Origin of the sequence: Patulibacter sp. SYSU D01012 (assembly GCF_017916475.1) — a bacterium.
GTDB lineage: Bacteria > Actinomycetota > Thermoleophilia > Solirubrobacterales > Solirubrobacteraceae > Patulibacter.
In genome coordinates, this window is sequence record NZ_JAFMTB010000002.1 from 1,191,582 (window position 1) to 1,205,805 (window position 14,224).

16 protein-coding genes are annotated in these 14,224 nt (G+C 75.0%); 4 read left to right on the plus strand and 12 right to left on the minus strand.

Features of this window, described 5'->3' with window-relative positions:
- Window positions 1–16 precede the first annotated feature (16 nt).
- The 4 genes from J3P29_RS15010 to J3P29_RS15025 all read right to left on the minus strand — a co-directional run bounded on the left by J3P29_RS15010 (window position 17) and on the right by J3P29_RS15025 (window position 2,389).
- Window positions 17–979: a PAS domain S-box protein gene (locus J3P29_RS15010; protein ID WP_210494567.1), complete on the minus strand. Its 963-nt coding sequence runs from the start codon at window positions 977–979 to the stop codon at window positions 17–19.
- Between the two features lie 89 nt (window positions 980–1,068).
- Window positions 1,069–1,611 (minus strand): diguanylate cyclase, encoded by a 543-nt coding sequence (locus J3P29_RS15015; protein ID WP_210494578.1) that lies wholly within the window; start codon window positions 1,609–1,611, stop codon window positions 1,069–1,071.
- Between the two features lie 139 nt (window positions 1,612–1,750).
- A complete protein-coding gene (locus J3P29_RS15020) occupies window positions 1,751–2,179 on the minus strand; it encodes a GatB/YqeY domain-containing protein (RefSeq protein ID WP_210494580.1) in 429 nt (142 codons plus the stop codon).
- Between the two features lie 54 nt (window positions 2,180–2,233).
- On the minus strand, window positions 2,234–2,389 hold the full coding sequence (locus J3P29_RS15025) for a hypothetical protein (RefSeq protein WP_210494582.1): 156 nt from the start codon (window positions 2,387–2,389) through the stop codon (window positions 2,234–2,236).
- Window positions 2,390–2,538: 149 nt separating this feature from the next.
- Between J3P29_RS15025 and J3P29_RS15030 the strand changes: the two genes are divergently transcribed.
- Window positions 2,539–3,300: a CpsB/CapC family capsule biosynthesis tyrosine phosphatase gene (locus J3P29_RS15030; RefSeq protein ID WP_210494584.1), complete on the plus strand. Its 762-nt coding sequence runs from the start codon at window positions 2,539–2,541 to the stop codon at window positions 3,298–3,300.
- Between the two features lie 6 nt (window positions 3,301–3,306).
- Here the strand turns inward: J3P29_RS15030 and J3P29_RS15035 are convergent, their stop codons facing one another.
- The 3 genes from J3P29_RS15035 to J3P29_RS15045 form a co-directional block, all read right to left on the minus strand.
- Window positions 3,307–3,519 carry a hypothetical protein gene (locus J3P29_RS15035; RefSeq protein ID WP_210494586.1) on the minus strand — a complete coding sequence of 71 codons (213 nt, stop codon included), beginning with the start codon at window positions 3,517–3,519 and terminating at the stop codon, window positions 3,307–3,309.
- Between the two features lie 174 nt (window positions 3,520–3,693).
- On the minus strand, window positions 3,694–4,095 hold the full coding sequence (locus J3P29_RS15040) for a cupin (RefSeq protein WP_210494588.1): 402 nt from the start codon (window positions 4,093–4,095) through the stop codon (window positions 3,694–3,696).
- A 279-nt stretch (window positions 4,096–4,374) separates the two neighbouring features.
- Window positions 4,375–5,874 (minus strand): MFS transporter, encoded by a 1,500-nt coding sequence (locus J3P29_RS15045; protein ID WP_210494590.1) that lies wholly within the window; start codon window positions 5,872–5,874, stop codon window positions 4,375–4,377.
- A gap of 357 nt (window positions 5,875–6,231) precedes the next feature.
- Here J3P29_RS15045 and J3P29_RS15050 point away from each other — a divergent pair, with 357 nt between their 5' ends.
- Complete coding sequence (locus J3P29_RS15050; protein WP_210494592.1) at window positions 6,232–7,197, plus strand: hypothetical protein; 966 nt, start codon at window positions 6,232–6,234, stop codon at window positions 7,195–7,197.
- A 48-nt stretch (window positions 7,198–7,245) separates the two neighbouring features.
- Here the strand turns inward: J3P29_RS15050 and J3P29_RS15055 are convergent, their stop codons facing one another.
- The 4 genes from J3P29_RS15055 to J3P29_RS15070 form a co-directional block, all read right to left on the minus strand.
- Window positions 7,246–8,091: a calcium-binding protein gene (locus J3P29_RS15055; RefSeq protein ID WP_210494595.1), complete on the minus strand. Its 846-nt coding sequence runs from the start codon at window positions 8,089–8,091 to the stop codon at window positions 7,246–7,248.
- 264 nt (window positions 8,092–8,355) lie between these two features.
- Window positions 8,356–9,285 carry a calcium-binding protein gene (locus J3P29_RS20850; protein ID WP_210494597.1) on the minus strand — a complete coding sequence of 310 codons (930 nt, stop codon included), beginning with the start codon at window positions 9,283–9,285 and terminating at the stop codon, window positions 8,356–8,358.
- A 154-nt stretch (window positions 9,286–9,439) separates the two neighbouring features.
- On the minus strand, window positions 9,440–10,732 hold the full coding sequence (locus J3P29_RS15065) for a hypothetical protein (RefSeq protein ID WP_210494599.1): 1,293 nt from the start codon (window positions 10,730–10,732) through the stop codon (window positions 9,440–9,442).
- A gap of 110 nt (window positions 10,733–10,842) precedes the next feature.
- The gene (locus J3P29_RS15070) at window positions 10,843–11,430 is read right to left on the minus strand and encodes a hypothetical protein (protein ID WP_210494601.1); all 588 of its coding nucleotides are present in this window, start codon (window positions 11,428–11,430) and stop codon (window positions 10,843–10,845) included.
- Window positions 11,431–11,520: 90 nt separating this feature from the next.
- Here J3P29_RS15070 and J3P29_RS15075 point away from each other — a divergent pair, with 90 nt between their 5' ends.
- Entirely contained in the window at window positions 11,521–13,485 is a 1,965-nt protein-coding gene (locus tag J3P29_RS15075; protein ID WP_210494603.1) for an O-antigen ligase family protein, read from the plus strand.
- Window positions 13,482–13,724 carry a hypothetical protein gene (locus J3P29_RS15080; protein WP_210494606.1) on the plus strand — a complete coding sequence of 81 codons (243 nt, stop codon included), beginning with the start codon at window positions 13,482–13,484 and terminating at the stop codon, window positions 13,722–13,724. Before J3P29_RS15075 ends, J3P29_RS15080 begins: the two co-directional genes overlap by 4 nt.
- On the opposite strand, the gene J3P29_RS15085 is transcribed toward J3P29_RS15080, so the two are convergent.
- Window positions 13,705–14,202, minus strand: a complete 498-nt coding sequence (locus J3P29_RS15085) for an RNA polymerase sigma factor (protein WP_210494609.1) — start codon at window positions 14,200–14,202, stop codon at window positions 13,705–13,707. The two genes, J3P29_RS15080 and J3P29_RS15085, sit on opposite strands and share 20 nt — an antisense overlap.
- Between the last annotated feature and the right edge of the window lie 22 nt (window positions 14,203–14,224).

A 14,224-nucleotide genomic window follows, 5' to 3' on the forward strand; every position in this document is an offset into this window, starting at 1 on the left:
CGCCCCCGCGCCCCGCCTACGCCGCGACGTCCGGGACGCCGACGTCGACGACGACGTTGGCGTCGGTCTGCCGCTTGGCCTGCAGCATCTTCATGGACACGTACGCCAGCAGCGCCTGCGGCGACACCCACGCCGCCGTGAGCGGCGCGATGCCCGCCGTGATCGCCAGCGGCACGCGGCCGGGGGTCGCGTCCGACGCGACCTGCAGCGCCTGCACGAGCGCCGCGGCGTCGGCCTCCGCCCCCGCCAGGTCGACGTGCGGGCGGATGATCGCGAACCGGCTCTCGTCCAGACGCGCCACCACGTCCGTCGCCGACACCGCCGCGCGGACCGCGGCGCTCAGGTTGGCGCCCTGCGCCAGCGGCGGCTCGCCCGCGCCCTCGCGGGGGTCGAGGTCGACGACGATGATCGCCGCCCGCTCGCCGCGCCCCTGCGAGCGCAGCAGCTGCCGGTGCAGCGCCTCGTGGAACGCCGGCGCCTCCCACGGCCACGCGGCCTCGTCGACGAAGCCCAGGCTGTCCGCGCCGCGGAAGCCCCGCAGGTGCGACAGGCTCTGGAGCACCGCCAGGAAGCGCGGACGGCCGTCCGAGGCCGCCGTCCACGGCGCGACGGTCAGCAGCACCGGGATGGTCGCCCCGGTGCCGGTGACGCAGCGCTTGACGATCGAGTAGCGCGGGATCTCGCCCGCGCGCAGCCGGGTGAACAGCGCGGTGTCCTCGGCGATGTCGTCGGGATGGGTGATCTCGACGACGTGCAGCCGCTCGAGCTCGGTCCGGCCCAGGCCGAGCGCCCGCGCGAGCGCCGGGTTCGCGTACAGCAGGTAGCCGTCCGCATCCCGGACCGACATCCCGACGGGCGCGTGGTCGAACAGCAGCGCCGCGGACCCGTCGAGCGTGGGGTCCGGGTTGGGCACCCGGCGCGGCAGGACGCGCGGCAGCGGGTGCTCGGGGCTCGGCGGGGCGGAGGACGTCTCGGTCATGGCGGTGCGGGTCGGAGCCGCGCTGGTGCTCTCTACGCGGCCCCACCGATGCTGGATGCCGTCGGTATCGGCCCACGCCCGTCGCGGGATCAGCCCGGTATCGGCGCCGGGCGGGCGTCGACGGCGACGACGACGCGCTCGTCGCTCAGCAGCTTCGCCCGCAGCATCGCGGTCGTGACCGCGGCCAGGCGGGCGTGGGCGGGCTCGTCGCGCCGGCCGACGGCGGAGAGGCCGGCGGTGACGCGCATGCCCAGGCCCTCCTCCTTGCCGATGAGGGCGCTCTCGACGGCGTGGACGACGGCGCGCGCGACGCCCGTCGCCTCCTCGCCGGCCACCTGCGTGCGCAGGACGGCGAAGCGGCTGGCGTCGAGACGGGCGACGACGTCCGCGGCCCGGACGTGCCCGCGCAGGGCGCGCTCCACGATCAGGCCCAGACGCGGCGGCACGCCGGAGCCGCAGCCCGGCAGCGCGTCGTCGCGGTCGAGGTCGATCACCACGAGCACGCCGGACTCGCCACGCGCGGCGTGGCGGTCGACGCCGGAGAGGAACTCGGCGCGGCCCCACCGGCCGTCGCCGTGATCGGCGTCGGCCTGGCGGCGCAGGCGCGCGGAGGGTGAGGGAATGAAGGCCATGGCGGACATGCGGCTCCGTGGGGGTTCCCCGGCCGGAGGGACGGCCGGGGCCTGCAGGGATGATCGGCGGCGCGGCGCGGCGCCTGCGCGCGATCGCGCGGCGACGGACGGACGGCCGACGCCTCGCGGCGGGATGGGCTCAGGCGAGCGCCTCCCGGACGAGGGCGGACACGCGCCCCCCGTCGGCGCGGCCGCCGGCGGCGGCGAGCACGACGGGCATCACGCGGCCCAGGTCCTTCGGCGACGACGCGCCGGTCTGGGCGATGGCGTCGCGGACCAGGCCGGCGAGCTCGTCGTCGGAGAGCTCGGCGGGCAGGTACGACGCCAGCAGCTCCGCCTCGTAGCGCTCGGGCCCGGCCAGCTCGGGGCGGCCGTTCTCCTCGTACGTGGCCGCGGACTCCTCGCGGCGCTTGCGCTCGCGGCGGAGGACGGCGACGGCATCGCCCTTGCCCTCCTTCTCGTCCTTCTGCAGCTCGGAGAGGACGAGGCGCAGGGCGGCGACGCGCTGCTTGTCGCCGGCCTTCATGGCGGACGTGATGTCGGCCTGGACCTGCTGCGTGATGGACATGGAACGAACGGTAGATCAGCCGCGGGCGGCGCCGCGTGATCGCGGTCCGGCGGGCTAGAGGGCCGGGAGCGGCAGGACCGGGACGACGTCGACCGGGCGGTCGGCGGCGGCCTCGCGCTCCATGCGCCGACTCGACAGCACGGCGGCCGCCAGGAAGAGGGAGTTGAAGCTCAGCCACAGCGCGACGAGCACGATCAGGACGCTCAACATGGGCGTCACTCTCCCGCCCCCGCGCGTCGGCGCCGGATCGGCCGGGGATCAGTTCGGTATCGCCTGTGTGCGGCGCGTCACAGTACGCATCGGCGTCGGCGCGCCACGGCTTCCGAGGCGCCCGGGCCGTCCGCCATGATGCGGGGGCCGTGATCGACCTGCACTGCCACATCCTCCCGGGCGTCGACGACGGCCCGGACGACCTGGAGGGCAGCCTGGCCATGGCGCGGGAGCACGTGGCGCGCGGCGTGCGAACCGTCGTGGCGACGCCCCACGTCTCCTGGGACTACCGCACCACCGCCGACGAGATCGCGCACGCCGTCGACGCGCTCGGGGACGCGCTGAGGGAGGAGGGCATCCCGCTGACCGTGCTGCCCGGCGCCGAGGTGGCCCTCACGCGCGCGGTCGACCTGACCCGCGAGGAGCTGGCCGCGCTGACCCTGGCGGGCGGCCGCTGGCTGCTGCTCGAGGCGCCGATCGCGGTCGACGCTCCCGGCCTGGAGGGGATGATCGGGATGGTCCAGGGGCGCGGCGTCCGCGTGCTGCTCGCGCACCCCGAGCGCTGCGCCGGGTTCCACGGCGACCCCGAGCTGCTCGGGCGCCTGGTGCGCGGCGGCTGCCTGGGGCAGGTGACCGCGTCGGCGCTGACCGGCGCGTTCGGGCGGACGGTCGAGGCCGCGGCGCGGCGCTACGTCGAGCTGGGGTGGGTGCACGTGGCCAGCTCGGACAGCCACGACGCCGTCGGCCGCGCGCCGGGCCTGGACGGGCCGGTGGTCGCGGCGGGCTACGAGGCGCTCGCCGGCTGGCTGACCGACGCGGTGCCGACGGCGCTGCTCGCCGGGGACCCGCCGCCGGAGCGCCCGGCGTTCACGGCGCGCCGCGCGAAGCGCCGCTTCGGCTTCCGGCGCTGAGCCGCGTCAGCCGGCGCGGTCCAGGTCGACGGCGCGGCGCACGTCGGCGCTGCCCGCCGGCGCCGCGACGTCGTCCTCGCGGACCAGCCGCAGCACCGGGCGGACCGGCGCGGCCTGCGCCCGGCGACGGACCGCCCAGGCGCGCCACAGCAGGTAGCCACCGACGAGGACGATGTCGAGCAGCAGCCAGGCGCCGAGCGCGAGCAGGACGGTGGTCATGCCCCGGCTCGTCGGCCGTGGAGCGCGCGCGTTGAGCGGGCCGGACGGATGTCCGGCCGATCCGAGGCAGCGCGTCGCATCTCCGGGGACGATAGGCCCCGGGCGGCGACGACGCGCCGCCGGAAGCGCGTTCGCCGTATGCGTTCGGGCGTCCGCCCCGGCGGAAGCAGGGCCTTACGGCTGCGAGGTGCCCTCGCGGCCGTACTGGTCCTCCAGGCGCACGACGTCGTCCAGCTCGGGCGTCGAGACCTCGAAGAACGTGGCGTCCTCGATCGCCTCCACCGTGTGCACCGTGCCGGCGGTGTTCCGCCACGTCGCCCCGGGCTCGATGACCGTCTCGACGAGCTCGTCGCGGCTGGGCCCCTGCCACAGCCGCATGCGACCCGACACCAGGTGCGACGTCTCGTCCTTGGCGTCGTGGTACTGCAGCGACAGGCGGTGCCCCGCCTTGACCGTGATGATCTTGCCCGCGTAGCGCTCGGTGTGGGCGAACCACACCTCGTGGCCCCACGGCTTCTCGATGCGCTTGGGCAGCGACGGGTCGAGCCCGAGCTTGGTGTCGGTGGAAGAGGCCATCGGCTGCATCATGCCGGACGCGCCGGATGGGCGATCGCGTTTCGTGATGACCCCGGCCGGCCGAGGACGTTCGTCCGACGGGCGCGGCCGCCGCGGCCGCCGCGTGGCCCCGCCCCGCGGCGCGGCGCCGGACGGACGACCGACCGCGCCGCGGACGAACGGCGGAGCGGCCCGGGCGCGCCGCGGCGGGCGCGCCGGGCGGCCCGGGCTCGGCCGCATGCCGCGGCACGAGCCGGGGCACGACCCCGGCCCCGGGCGTGGCCGCGGCGCCGGCGACGCTCAGGCCGTGGCGGCCCGGGCGCCGGCGGGCGCCGTGCTGCCGCCGTCGTCGGCCTCCTCGGCCGTCAGCGGCTTGGCGATGTTCTCCAGGCTCTGCCGCTCGGCCTTCACCGCGAAGAAGATCGCGACGATGCCGGCGGCGATCATCAGGACCGCTCCGATGGCGAACGCCAGCGCCACCTGCGACGTCTCGCCGCTCTCGACGAGGCGCGAGAACACCTGCGGGCCGGTGATGCCGCCGACGGCGGTGCCGATGGCGTAGAAGAACGCGATCGCCATGGCCCGGGTCTCCATCGGGAAGACCTCGGACACCGTCAGGTACGCCGAGCTCGCGCCGGTCGAGGCGAAGAACAGCACGACGCACCAGCAGAGCGTCATCGTCGTCGCCGACAGCACGTCCTGCTTGAACAGGTACGCGGTGACGAGCAGCAGGACGCCGGACGCCAGGTACGTGCCCGAGATCATCACGCGCCGCCCGATCGTGTCGAACAGCCCGCCCAGAAGCACGGGTCCGAAGAAGTTGCCCAGCGCGATGACGGCGTAGTAGTAGCCCGTGTGGCCGCTCTTCACGTCGAAGAACTCGATGAGGATCGTCGCGTAACCGAAGGTGATGGCGTTGTAGAGGAACGCCTGGCCGACGAAGAGCGAGAAGCCCAGGATCGTGCGCTTGGGGTAGAGCTTGACGAGCGCCTTGGCGATCTCGCCGAAGCCGATCGCCTTGCGCTGGCGGATCGTGATCGTGCTGTCCACCGGCTCGAGCTTCTGGCCCGTCGACTCCTCGACCTGGCGCTCGATGTCGTCGATGAGCGCGTTCGCCTCGTCCTCGCGGCCGTGGATGAACAGCCAGCGCGGGCTCTCGGGCACGTGGCGGCGGACGAGCAGGACGACGAAGCCGAGCGCCACGCCGAGCGCGAAGGCGATGCGCCAGCCGACGTCCTTGGCGAAGATCGCCTCGTCGAGCATCACGATCGACAGCAGCGACCCGCCGACGGCCCCGAGCCAGAACGACCCGTTGATGATCAGGTCCACCCGGCCGCGCACGCGGCTGGGGATCAGCTCGTCGATCGCGGAGTTGATCGCCGCGTACTCGCCGCCGATGCCGAACCCGGTCAGGAAGCGGCAGGCGAAGAACCACAGCGGGTTCATCGAGACGGCCGTGAGCGCGGTGCCCGCCAGGTACACGATCAGGGTGACCATGAACAGCTTCTTCCGCCCGTACAGGTCGGTGAGGCGTCCGAAGAACAGCGCACCCAGGCACGCACCGGCGACGTAGAGCGACGCCGCCAGGCCGGTGATCTGCGCCGCGCTGATGTCCAGGCCGCTGCCGTCCTCGGCGATGCGCCCGCCGACGTTGCCGACGAGGGTGACCTCGAGCCCGTCCAGGATCCAGACGGTCCCCAGGCCGATGACGATCATCCAGTGCCAGCGCGACCACGGCAGCCGGTCGAGCCGCGCCGCGACGTCCGTCTTGATCGTCCCGGTCTGCACCGAGCTGCTCATGCTGCACCCCCGTCGTGTGACATGTCGCGCTTGTACCCCGCCGCGGGTGGAGCAACACCACGGTCGCACGGCGCCGCCGGGGCCGACGCTGTGGCGGGACCGCACGTGCGGCGTCCACCCGGGGCCGAACCCCGCGGGGACCCGTCCGACGGTCCGTCCCCGGAGCGCTCGGTCGGTGTTGCGTGGGACGCAACACCGATCGACGGCTGCGGGGCGCGGCGGCCCCGCCACCGTGCCGGCACGAGTCCTCCGCCGCTTCGTCGCAGAGACGCCGCAGAGACGGCACGTCGGCACGCCGGCACCCGAACGTCGGTCGAGGGTGGCGCGCGACGCCGCGCCGGGGCCTACGGTGTCCGGGTGCTCGTTCGCCGCGCCGTCGCGCTGCTCGCTCTTCTCGCCGGTCTGCTGGCCACCCAGGCCGCGCCGGCCGGCGCCTCGTCGCCCACCGCACCCCTCGGGCTGGACCCCGACGGCACGCTGCACTGGACGCTGAACGGGTCGAGCGACTCGATCAACGTCCTGCCCCACCTGCGCTGCGCCGCCGATCCGACGGCGAGCGGACCGTTCGCCGGGGCGAAGGTGCCGTGCGTGTGGCTCGTCGACCACAAGGCGCCGCTCGTCGCCGCCCCCGACGGGTGCGTCGGGACGGGCGACCCGTACGCGTCGTGGCGTTGCGACATGCGCCGCTTCCGCGCCCTCGTCATCGACGCGGCGACGGCCGGCGAGGAGTCGCTCGTCATGTTCAACACGAAGGCGAAGGGCGGCAGCGGCGTCTGCGCGTGGATCCCCGTGGCGGTACGGCTGCACGGCGGTCGCGGCCAGCTGCAGGCCGACGACGGCTGCCCCGAGCGGATCACGTGCGAGCGCGGCTACGCCGGCACCGTGCGGGCCGACGCGTTCGACGTCGTCGGCGGGGACTGCCGCCGGGTGGTCCGGACGCGGGGCACGTCGTCGGGCGGGTCGTCGGCCGGCGGGTCGGGCGGGTCGGGCGTCGACCTGTCGCAGTGCGAGGGCGCCGGCGGGTCGAAGAAGGGCATGAGCCCGCTGTACGACATCCGCACGATCGCGCGCGGGAAGCGGGGCTGGAAGGTGCGCCTGACGATGCGGCGGGCCGCGCCCGTGACGATCGAGGTCCGGCGCAAGGCGTCGTACGGCACGCAGCTCGTGCGCGCGTACCCGCGGTGCGCCAAGCGGGGCGTCAGCACGATGACCGTGCCCGACGCCACCGGCGGGCGCAAGGGCCCCGCCCGCTACCGCGTCGTCGTCCGCTCGAGCGTGAGCGCGTACCCGCTCGTGTCGAGCTACGAGCGGCTGCCGCGGTAGCGCGCCGGCCCGGGGCGGCACCCGGAGCCGGCGCACCGGCGCACGCGGCTAGCGTCCGCGCTTGACCGTCCGGACGCCGGAGACCTTGTCCCGGCGGTCCACCGTCGCCACGTCCTTCTTCCCGCCGCCGCCGACGATGCGGTCGACCTGGCCGTTGCGGGCCGAGAAGCGGTCGTCGCCCTTGCCGCCGTTCATCGCCGTCGGCGCGGTGCCGGCGTACAGGCGATCGTTGCCAGCCTCGCCGTACAGGCTGCTGCGGCCCGCGCCGCCCCACAGCTTGTCGTTGCCGCCCCCGCCGTACAGGCGGTCGGCGCCGCGGCCGGCGCGCAGCATGTCGGCGCCCTTGCCGGCCCGCACGACGTAGGCCGTGTACTTCGCCTTCTTGGCGTGTGCGGCGCGGCTGGCGGCGCCGTAGGTCACGCGGAAGTCGTTGTCGCCGTCGCCGAACGTCACGCGGCTGGTGCCGCCGGCGGTGCCCCCGCCGATGGCGACGGTGTTGTCGCCGTCGCCGAGCTTCAGCGTGCTGCCGCCCAGGTCGGTGAAGCGCACGGTGACGGGCGCGCTGCCCGTCTGGGTGACGTCGAGCTTCGCCGTGGCGCCCGTGATGGTCACCGGGGCGGTGCCGCCGGCGATGACGAGCGTCTGCGTGCTGCCCGCCGGAACGGTCACCGTGGTGGGCACGGCGGCGGTGACCGTGGTGGTGCCGCCCGTCGGCGGCAGCGGCACGTCGCGCGAGGTCGGCGGGGCCGGCGGCTGGTCCGGCACGACCTGGCAGTAGGCGGGGTTGGTGGTGCCGGGCGGGCAGACGACGGCGGCGTCGGCCGGGGCCGCGGCGGCTGCGGCGGCGACGAGCGCGGCGGCGGGTAGGAGGACGGACGGGCGGGTGCGGAGCATGCGGGATCCTGAGGCGGGAGGCGACCGTGCGCGCCTCTTCACCCGACCGATACGGGGCGTCTCGGGTCGTCCTGACGGGGCCTTCCGCCTTCTCGACCGAACGTCCAGACGCCGGCGCGCCGTCCTGGACGCTGCACGCCAGCAAGGTGCATGCATCGGGCGGCGTCGACTGCGCCTGGGCACTGCGAGCCCGCCCCCGGAACGGCGAACGCCCCGCAGGTGCGGGGCGTTCAGACCGGTGCGCCCTGCGGGCGCGGGGTGTCGCTAGCGGCGGGTGATCTTCTCGAACTGCGAGAGCGTGTCCTTCTTGTCCGCCGTGATGCGGTCCAGGCCGCCGCCGCCGCGGACGGTGTCCTTCTTGCCGTTGCGCGCGTTGACGCGGTCGTTGCCGGCGCCGGCCCAGACGGACGCGCCGCCCTTGCCGACGGTGATGACGTCCTTGCCGGCGTCGCCGTAGATGCGGTGGCCGGAGCCGGCGCCCGTCTTCAGCACGTCGTTGCCGTCGCCGCCCTTCAGGGTGGCCGTGCCACGGAGCGCCGTGATCGTGTCGTTGCCGTTGCCGCCGCGCAGGGTGGCGCGCGTGCTGGACGCCGCGCGGGTCGAGGCGCCACCGGCGCCGTACGTGATGCGGTCGGTGCCGTCGCCGCCGTTGACCACCGAGCCGCCCAGGCCGACGGTGATCGTGTCGTTGGCCGACCCGGTGTTGATCGTGTGGCTGCCGGCGCCGAGCGTGATCTTGTCGCGGCCGCTGCCGGTGGAGATGTCGGCCGCGGCGGGCGTGCCGGTGATGGTGTTGTCGCCGTTGCCGGTGACCACCTTCGCCGTGCCCGCGCCGAGCTTGACGGCGTTGTCGCCGCCACCGAGCGTGACCTGCACCGGCCCGGTGGTGCCGGCCACGTCGACGACGTTGTTGCCGCCCGTCAGGTTGACCGTGACGGGCGCGCTGCCCCCGGTCACCCGTACGACGGTGTCGGAGCCGCCGCCGGTGATGACCGTGGGCGTGTCCGCGACGACGGTCACCTCTCCGCCCGTGGGCGGCACGGGAATGTCGCGCTCAGCCGGCACGACGGTGCAGTACGCCGGGTTGGTGGTGCCCGGCGGGCAGACGACGGTCTGCGCGCTGGCGGGAACGGTGGCGATGCCTGCCGCGACCGCGGACACGGCAGCCACGGAGAGCAGGTGCGTCTTCTTCACGGGGGAGTTCCTGTAGTGGGGATCGCGAGGCGCCTGGCGCGGCTCGTCGAGGGGTTGTACGCGCGGCGCGCGCGGTTTCTGACACGCCACCGCAACTCGTCCCCGCCGGTGGTGTTCGCCCGTGCCCGCAGCCGCCGGACGGAGACGCCGTCGGTCAGCCCACCGACCACGCGGGGCTGGCCTCGCCCCCCACCACCGCCCGCACCGCGGTCGTCCCGCCGCGTGGCACCTGCACCGTCCGCACCCCGTCCGCCCGCACGGAGACCGAGCCGACCCCGCGCCACCGTCCGCCGCGCCGGATCTGCAGCTGCGCCCGACCGGCGACCGGCGACCGCAGCCACACGCGCAGCTTGCGCGAGCTGCGCCCGGTGACGACGAGCGGGAAGCGGAACGCCTGCGCGGACGCCTTGCGCGTGCCGTCCAGCAGGTACATGCCGGACTGGTAGCTGGCGGCGTACGTCGGCGTCGGCGGGGCGTCACGCACGAGGTACCAGATGACGGTCTCGGCGCCTTGACGCCACAGCCGCCACAGCAGCTCGGCCGTCCACCGCGCCAGTCGCGCCGTGGGCACGCCGTCGGGGTCGGGCGGCGACGAGTCGTAGGACACCTCGGTCACCCACAGCTTGGGCGTCCGCCGAATCGTCCCGGCCTTGCGCGCGGCCTTCGTGACCGCCGTCAGCCGCCCCAGGTCGGGGATCGTCACGTCGTCGGGATTGCGCGCGCCCTTCGACGGCGCGCGCACCGCGTACGGGTGGTGGGCCAGCACGTCGAACCGCGCGGTGCGCTTGCAGGTGCGTTGCAGGTCGTCGTCCAGGCAGAGCATGGACCGCAGGAAGCGGACGGGCGGCAGGCGCTTGCCGTCGGTGGTGCCGTAGTCGCCGAAGGGCGCCAGGCCCGCGGTCGCGACCGTCGCGTTCGCCTGCGCCGCCTTCACCGCGGCGTACCCGGCGTTGACCAGCTCGCGGAACCGCTCGGGAGCCCACGGCTTGCCGTCCTCCCACTGCGGCGCCAGATAGGTGTCGAGGTTGGGCTCGTTCCAGATCTGGAAGGCGCGCACCCGGGGCAAGGTCTGGCCGGTCGCCGGGTCGACGAACGACCCCGAGTACCGGCGCGCGACCGCCGTCATGAAGCGGCCGAAGGCGGAGACGTCGGGCTTCCAGCTGCCGGGCCCCACGCCGGCCCGACGCCCCCCGCCCTCAGCCCACGCGGGGGCACGACTGACGTTGACGTACGGCTCCAGGCCGGCCGCGACCGCCGCTCGCACCTGGGCGTCGAAGGCCGCGAACTGGTAGCCCGACCACGCCGGGTCGGCGGCGGCGTCACCGGTCGGCGCCGTCGGCGCCACCTGCGCCCAGAACACGTTGACGCGAACGCGCCGCGCGCCGACCTCGGCGCTGCGCTGCATCCACGTAGTCACGTCGGGCGCGGAGTACGCCGCGATGTCCATGAAGCCGGTGCGGAGCGTCGCCGACGCCGCCGAAGCGGCGGGCGACGGAGCACTGAGCACCGCGGAGACGCAGAGGGCCCCTAGGGCCGCCCGCCGCGCGCGGAGCACGCTCACGCGGCCCGGCGCCCGCGCAGCACGGCGGCGACGCCGGCGATCAGGACGGCCGCCACGAGCAGCGACCAGATCGGAAACGGTCCGACCGTCACGCTCGCGCTCGTGCGCACGGCCGAGTCCGCCTTGGGGGCTGCGGCATCACCCGAACGGGCCGCGACGGCGTCGCCGTCGGGGCGATCGGAGGCCGCCACACGGCCATCGTCGCCCGCACGACCCGTGCTGTGCGTCTCACCGCGCCGCGTGTCGGCAGCGGTGCCCTCGTGGGCCGTCGCCGCGGCACCGGAGCCACCGCCGTCCCGGCCCCTCGCGTCGGGCGTGCTGGGCGCGTCGCCGCCAGCATGCTCGGGCATGCCGCCCGTGCCCTCGAGCGCCGCGACGAGCGCGGCCCCGTCTCGACCTTCGTCCTGCAGCTGCGAGCGCTCCTTCCGCGAGAGCTTGCGGCTGCTCGCGCCGCCGGTCGGCGCGGACTCGCGGTACTGGTCGACCGCGGAGTTGCCGGGCGGGGCGGCGTGCTGCGCCTGCGCCAGCGCAGGCGTACCGAGAGCCACGACGGCGGCGAGGAGGGCGAGGCGGGGAACCTTCACGACCCGTCATACGTCCGGAGACCCACGTTCCTGACGCTCGCGCGCCCGGATTCGTCAGGTTCGGGACGCCCCGGACGTACAGTGCCCTGAATGCCCACCGCAGTGGCCACCTCTGCGCGCCCCGAGGTGCTCGACCGCCTGGCGCGTCTGACGTCACCCGTCGCGGCGTTCCTGGCCGGCGCGGCACCCGTCGTGCTGCTCGGATTCAGCCGCGGCGGATATCCCGTCGAGGTGGTGGCCGGCTACGGCGTCGCCCTCTGGTGGCTGCTGCTCGTCGGCTTCCTGACCGACGCCCTGCCCCGCCCGCGCCCGACCACCGCCGGGTGGGCCGCGCTGGCGGCCGTCACCGGCCTGGCGCTGTGGGGCGGCCTGTCGTTGACGCGGAGCGACGACCCCGAGCGCGGCCTCACCGAGGTGGTGCGGCTGATCGTCGCCGGGGGCACGCTGCTGCTGGGCATGAGCGCCGTGCGCGCCGGGCAGGCGCGCGCCTTGGCCGGTGGCGTGCTCGCCGGCCTGACGACCGTCGTCGGAGCCGCCGCTCTCTCGCGGCTCCAGCCCGATCTGTTCCCGCAGGCCACCGAGACTGCCCGCTTCCTCGAGACCGCCCGCCAGCGCGTGTCGTGGCCGCTCAACTACTGGAACGCGATCGCCGCATCGGGGGCGATGGGCCTGCCGCTGGCGGTCTCACTCGCCGCCCGGGCCCGCCACGCGTGGACGTCGGCGGTGGCGGTCGCGTGCATCCCCACGCTGGCCGTCGGGACCATCTTCACCTTGTCGCGCACGGGCATCGCGGCCTCGGTGGTGGGCCTGCTCCTGTGCGTGCTGTGCGTCGCGCCCCGGCCGGTGGTCCTGCGCACGATGCTGGCGCCGGGCATCGCGGCGGCGGCGGTGCTGCTGATCGCGACGCGCTCGGACGCGCTGACGGACGTCGTCGGCGGCCAGGCACAGACCGACGCGGGACGCTCCGCGCTCGTTGTCCTGCTCGTCGCCACCCTGGGTGCGGCGCTCGTGCAGGCCGGGTGGACGAGCGCCGACCAGGCGCATTGGACGCCCGTGATGCGGCGGCCGCGACGGACCGTGACAGCGACTGCCGTAGCCGTCGTAGCCGTGGTGGCCGTGGTCATCGGCGCGGCCCTCGGGGGTGGTCCCGTCGAGCGGGCATGGGAGCGCTTCAAGAGCCCCGACGTGACGACCGTGGCCAGCCAGCGCGACAGCTCGGAACGCCTGGGCAGCATCAGCGGCAACGGGCGGTACCAGATCTGGACGCGAGCGATCGCTGCGGTCGAGCACGCGCCGTTGCGGGGCGTGGGCATCGGGGGCTGGGAGAGCTGGTGGAACCGCGACCGCACCACGGGGTTCGTCCGCAACGCGCACTCCGAGCCGCTCGAGATCGCGGCCGAAACGGGGATCCCGGGGCTGCTGCTGCTCGCGGTGCTGCTCGGCGCTCCGCTCGCCGGCGCCGGTCGGCAGGTCGCCCGTCCCGCTCGCCGTCAGCGCACGGGGGTGCTCGTGCTGCCGAGTTTCGTCGCCTTCCTCCTGGCGCTGTCAGTCGACTGGAACTGGCAGATCGGGGCCGTGATGGTCGCCGGCATGACGCTCGCCGCCGCGGCGATCGGATCCCGGGCAGACCGGACCACACGACGCGCGCCTCGGGGACGACGGATCGCGACCACCGTGGCGGTCAGCGCGGTCTCCGTCGCGGCGATCGCAACGCTCGCCACCGCGCTGGTCGCCCCGCAGGCGGTCGACGCCAGCCGGCAGGCAGCCTCGCGTGGGGCGCTCGGGGTGGCAGCCGCGGAAGCCGCACGGGGCGAGGCCGCCGCGCCGTTCGCCGCGAGTCCCGCGTTGCAGCGGGCGCTGGTCCTCGAACGGACGGGCAGCCTGGACGACGCGGCCGCGGCTGCGCGCACCGCCGCCGCGCGGGCGCCCAGGGACTGGCGGCCGTGGTTCGTTCTGGCCCGCATCGAGACGGCGCGCGATCGTCCGACCGCAGCGGTGGAGGCCTTCCGCCGAGCCCGTCGCCTCAACCCCGACTCCTCCCTGCTGCGACCGTGACCGACGACGCTTCCGCCGAACGCCGACCGGACGACCCCTCCGGCATCGGCGAGCTCGAGGCCCGTCTGGAGGCCGAGCGGCCCGTGCCGAGCCCGACGCTGCGCCGGCGCGTGCGCGGACGGATTCAGGCCGCCTTGCGTCATCGGGTGTTGCGCCGGCGGGCTGTCGGACTGTGGACGGCGGGCGCCGCGCTGCTGGTGCTGAGCGTCGCCCTGGCCCTCAGCGGCGCGCCGAAGTAGCGCTGCCGATCTCGGCGCGCATCCGCCGCAGCGCCCGGGAGAGGATCTGGTGGACGTTGGCCTCCGTGACGCCGACCACCGCAGCGATCTCCTTGCCCGAGAGCTCGCCGCCGAACCTCAGGCCCACCACTAGGCGTTCGCGGTCCGACAACGCCTCCAGCGCCCGCTGCACCTCGGGGGCCAGGCCCAGCGACGGGCGGTCCTCCACGGCCACCCACGCGTCGTCGCCGTCGCCGAACTCCCGTTCGTCCCGCCGACCCCGCCACCGGTAGTGGTCGATGAGCACGCGCTCGGCGATGGCGAACAGCCAGGTGGTCACACTGGCCCGGGAGGCGTCGTAGCGAGCAGCGTGACGCACGACGCGCTCGAACGTGAGCGCCGTCAGATCCTCCGCGTCGGTCACATTCGACACGCGGTACGCGAAGAACGAGTACACCCGTTCGAAATTGCTGGTGTAGAGCTCCGAGACGTCGAACACGACGGGACCGCCGCGCACCTTA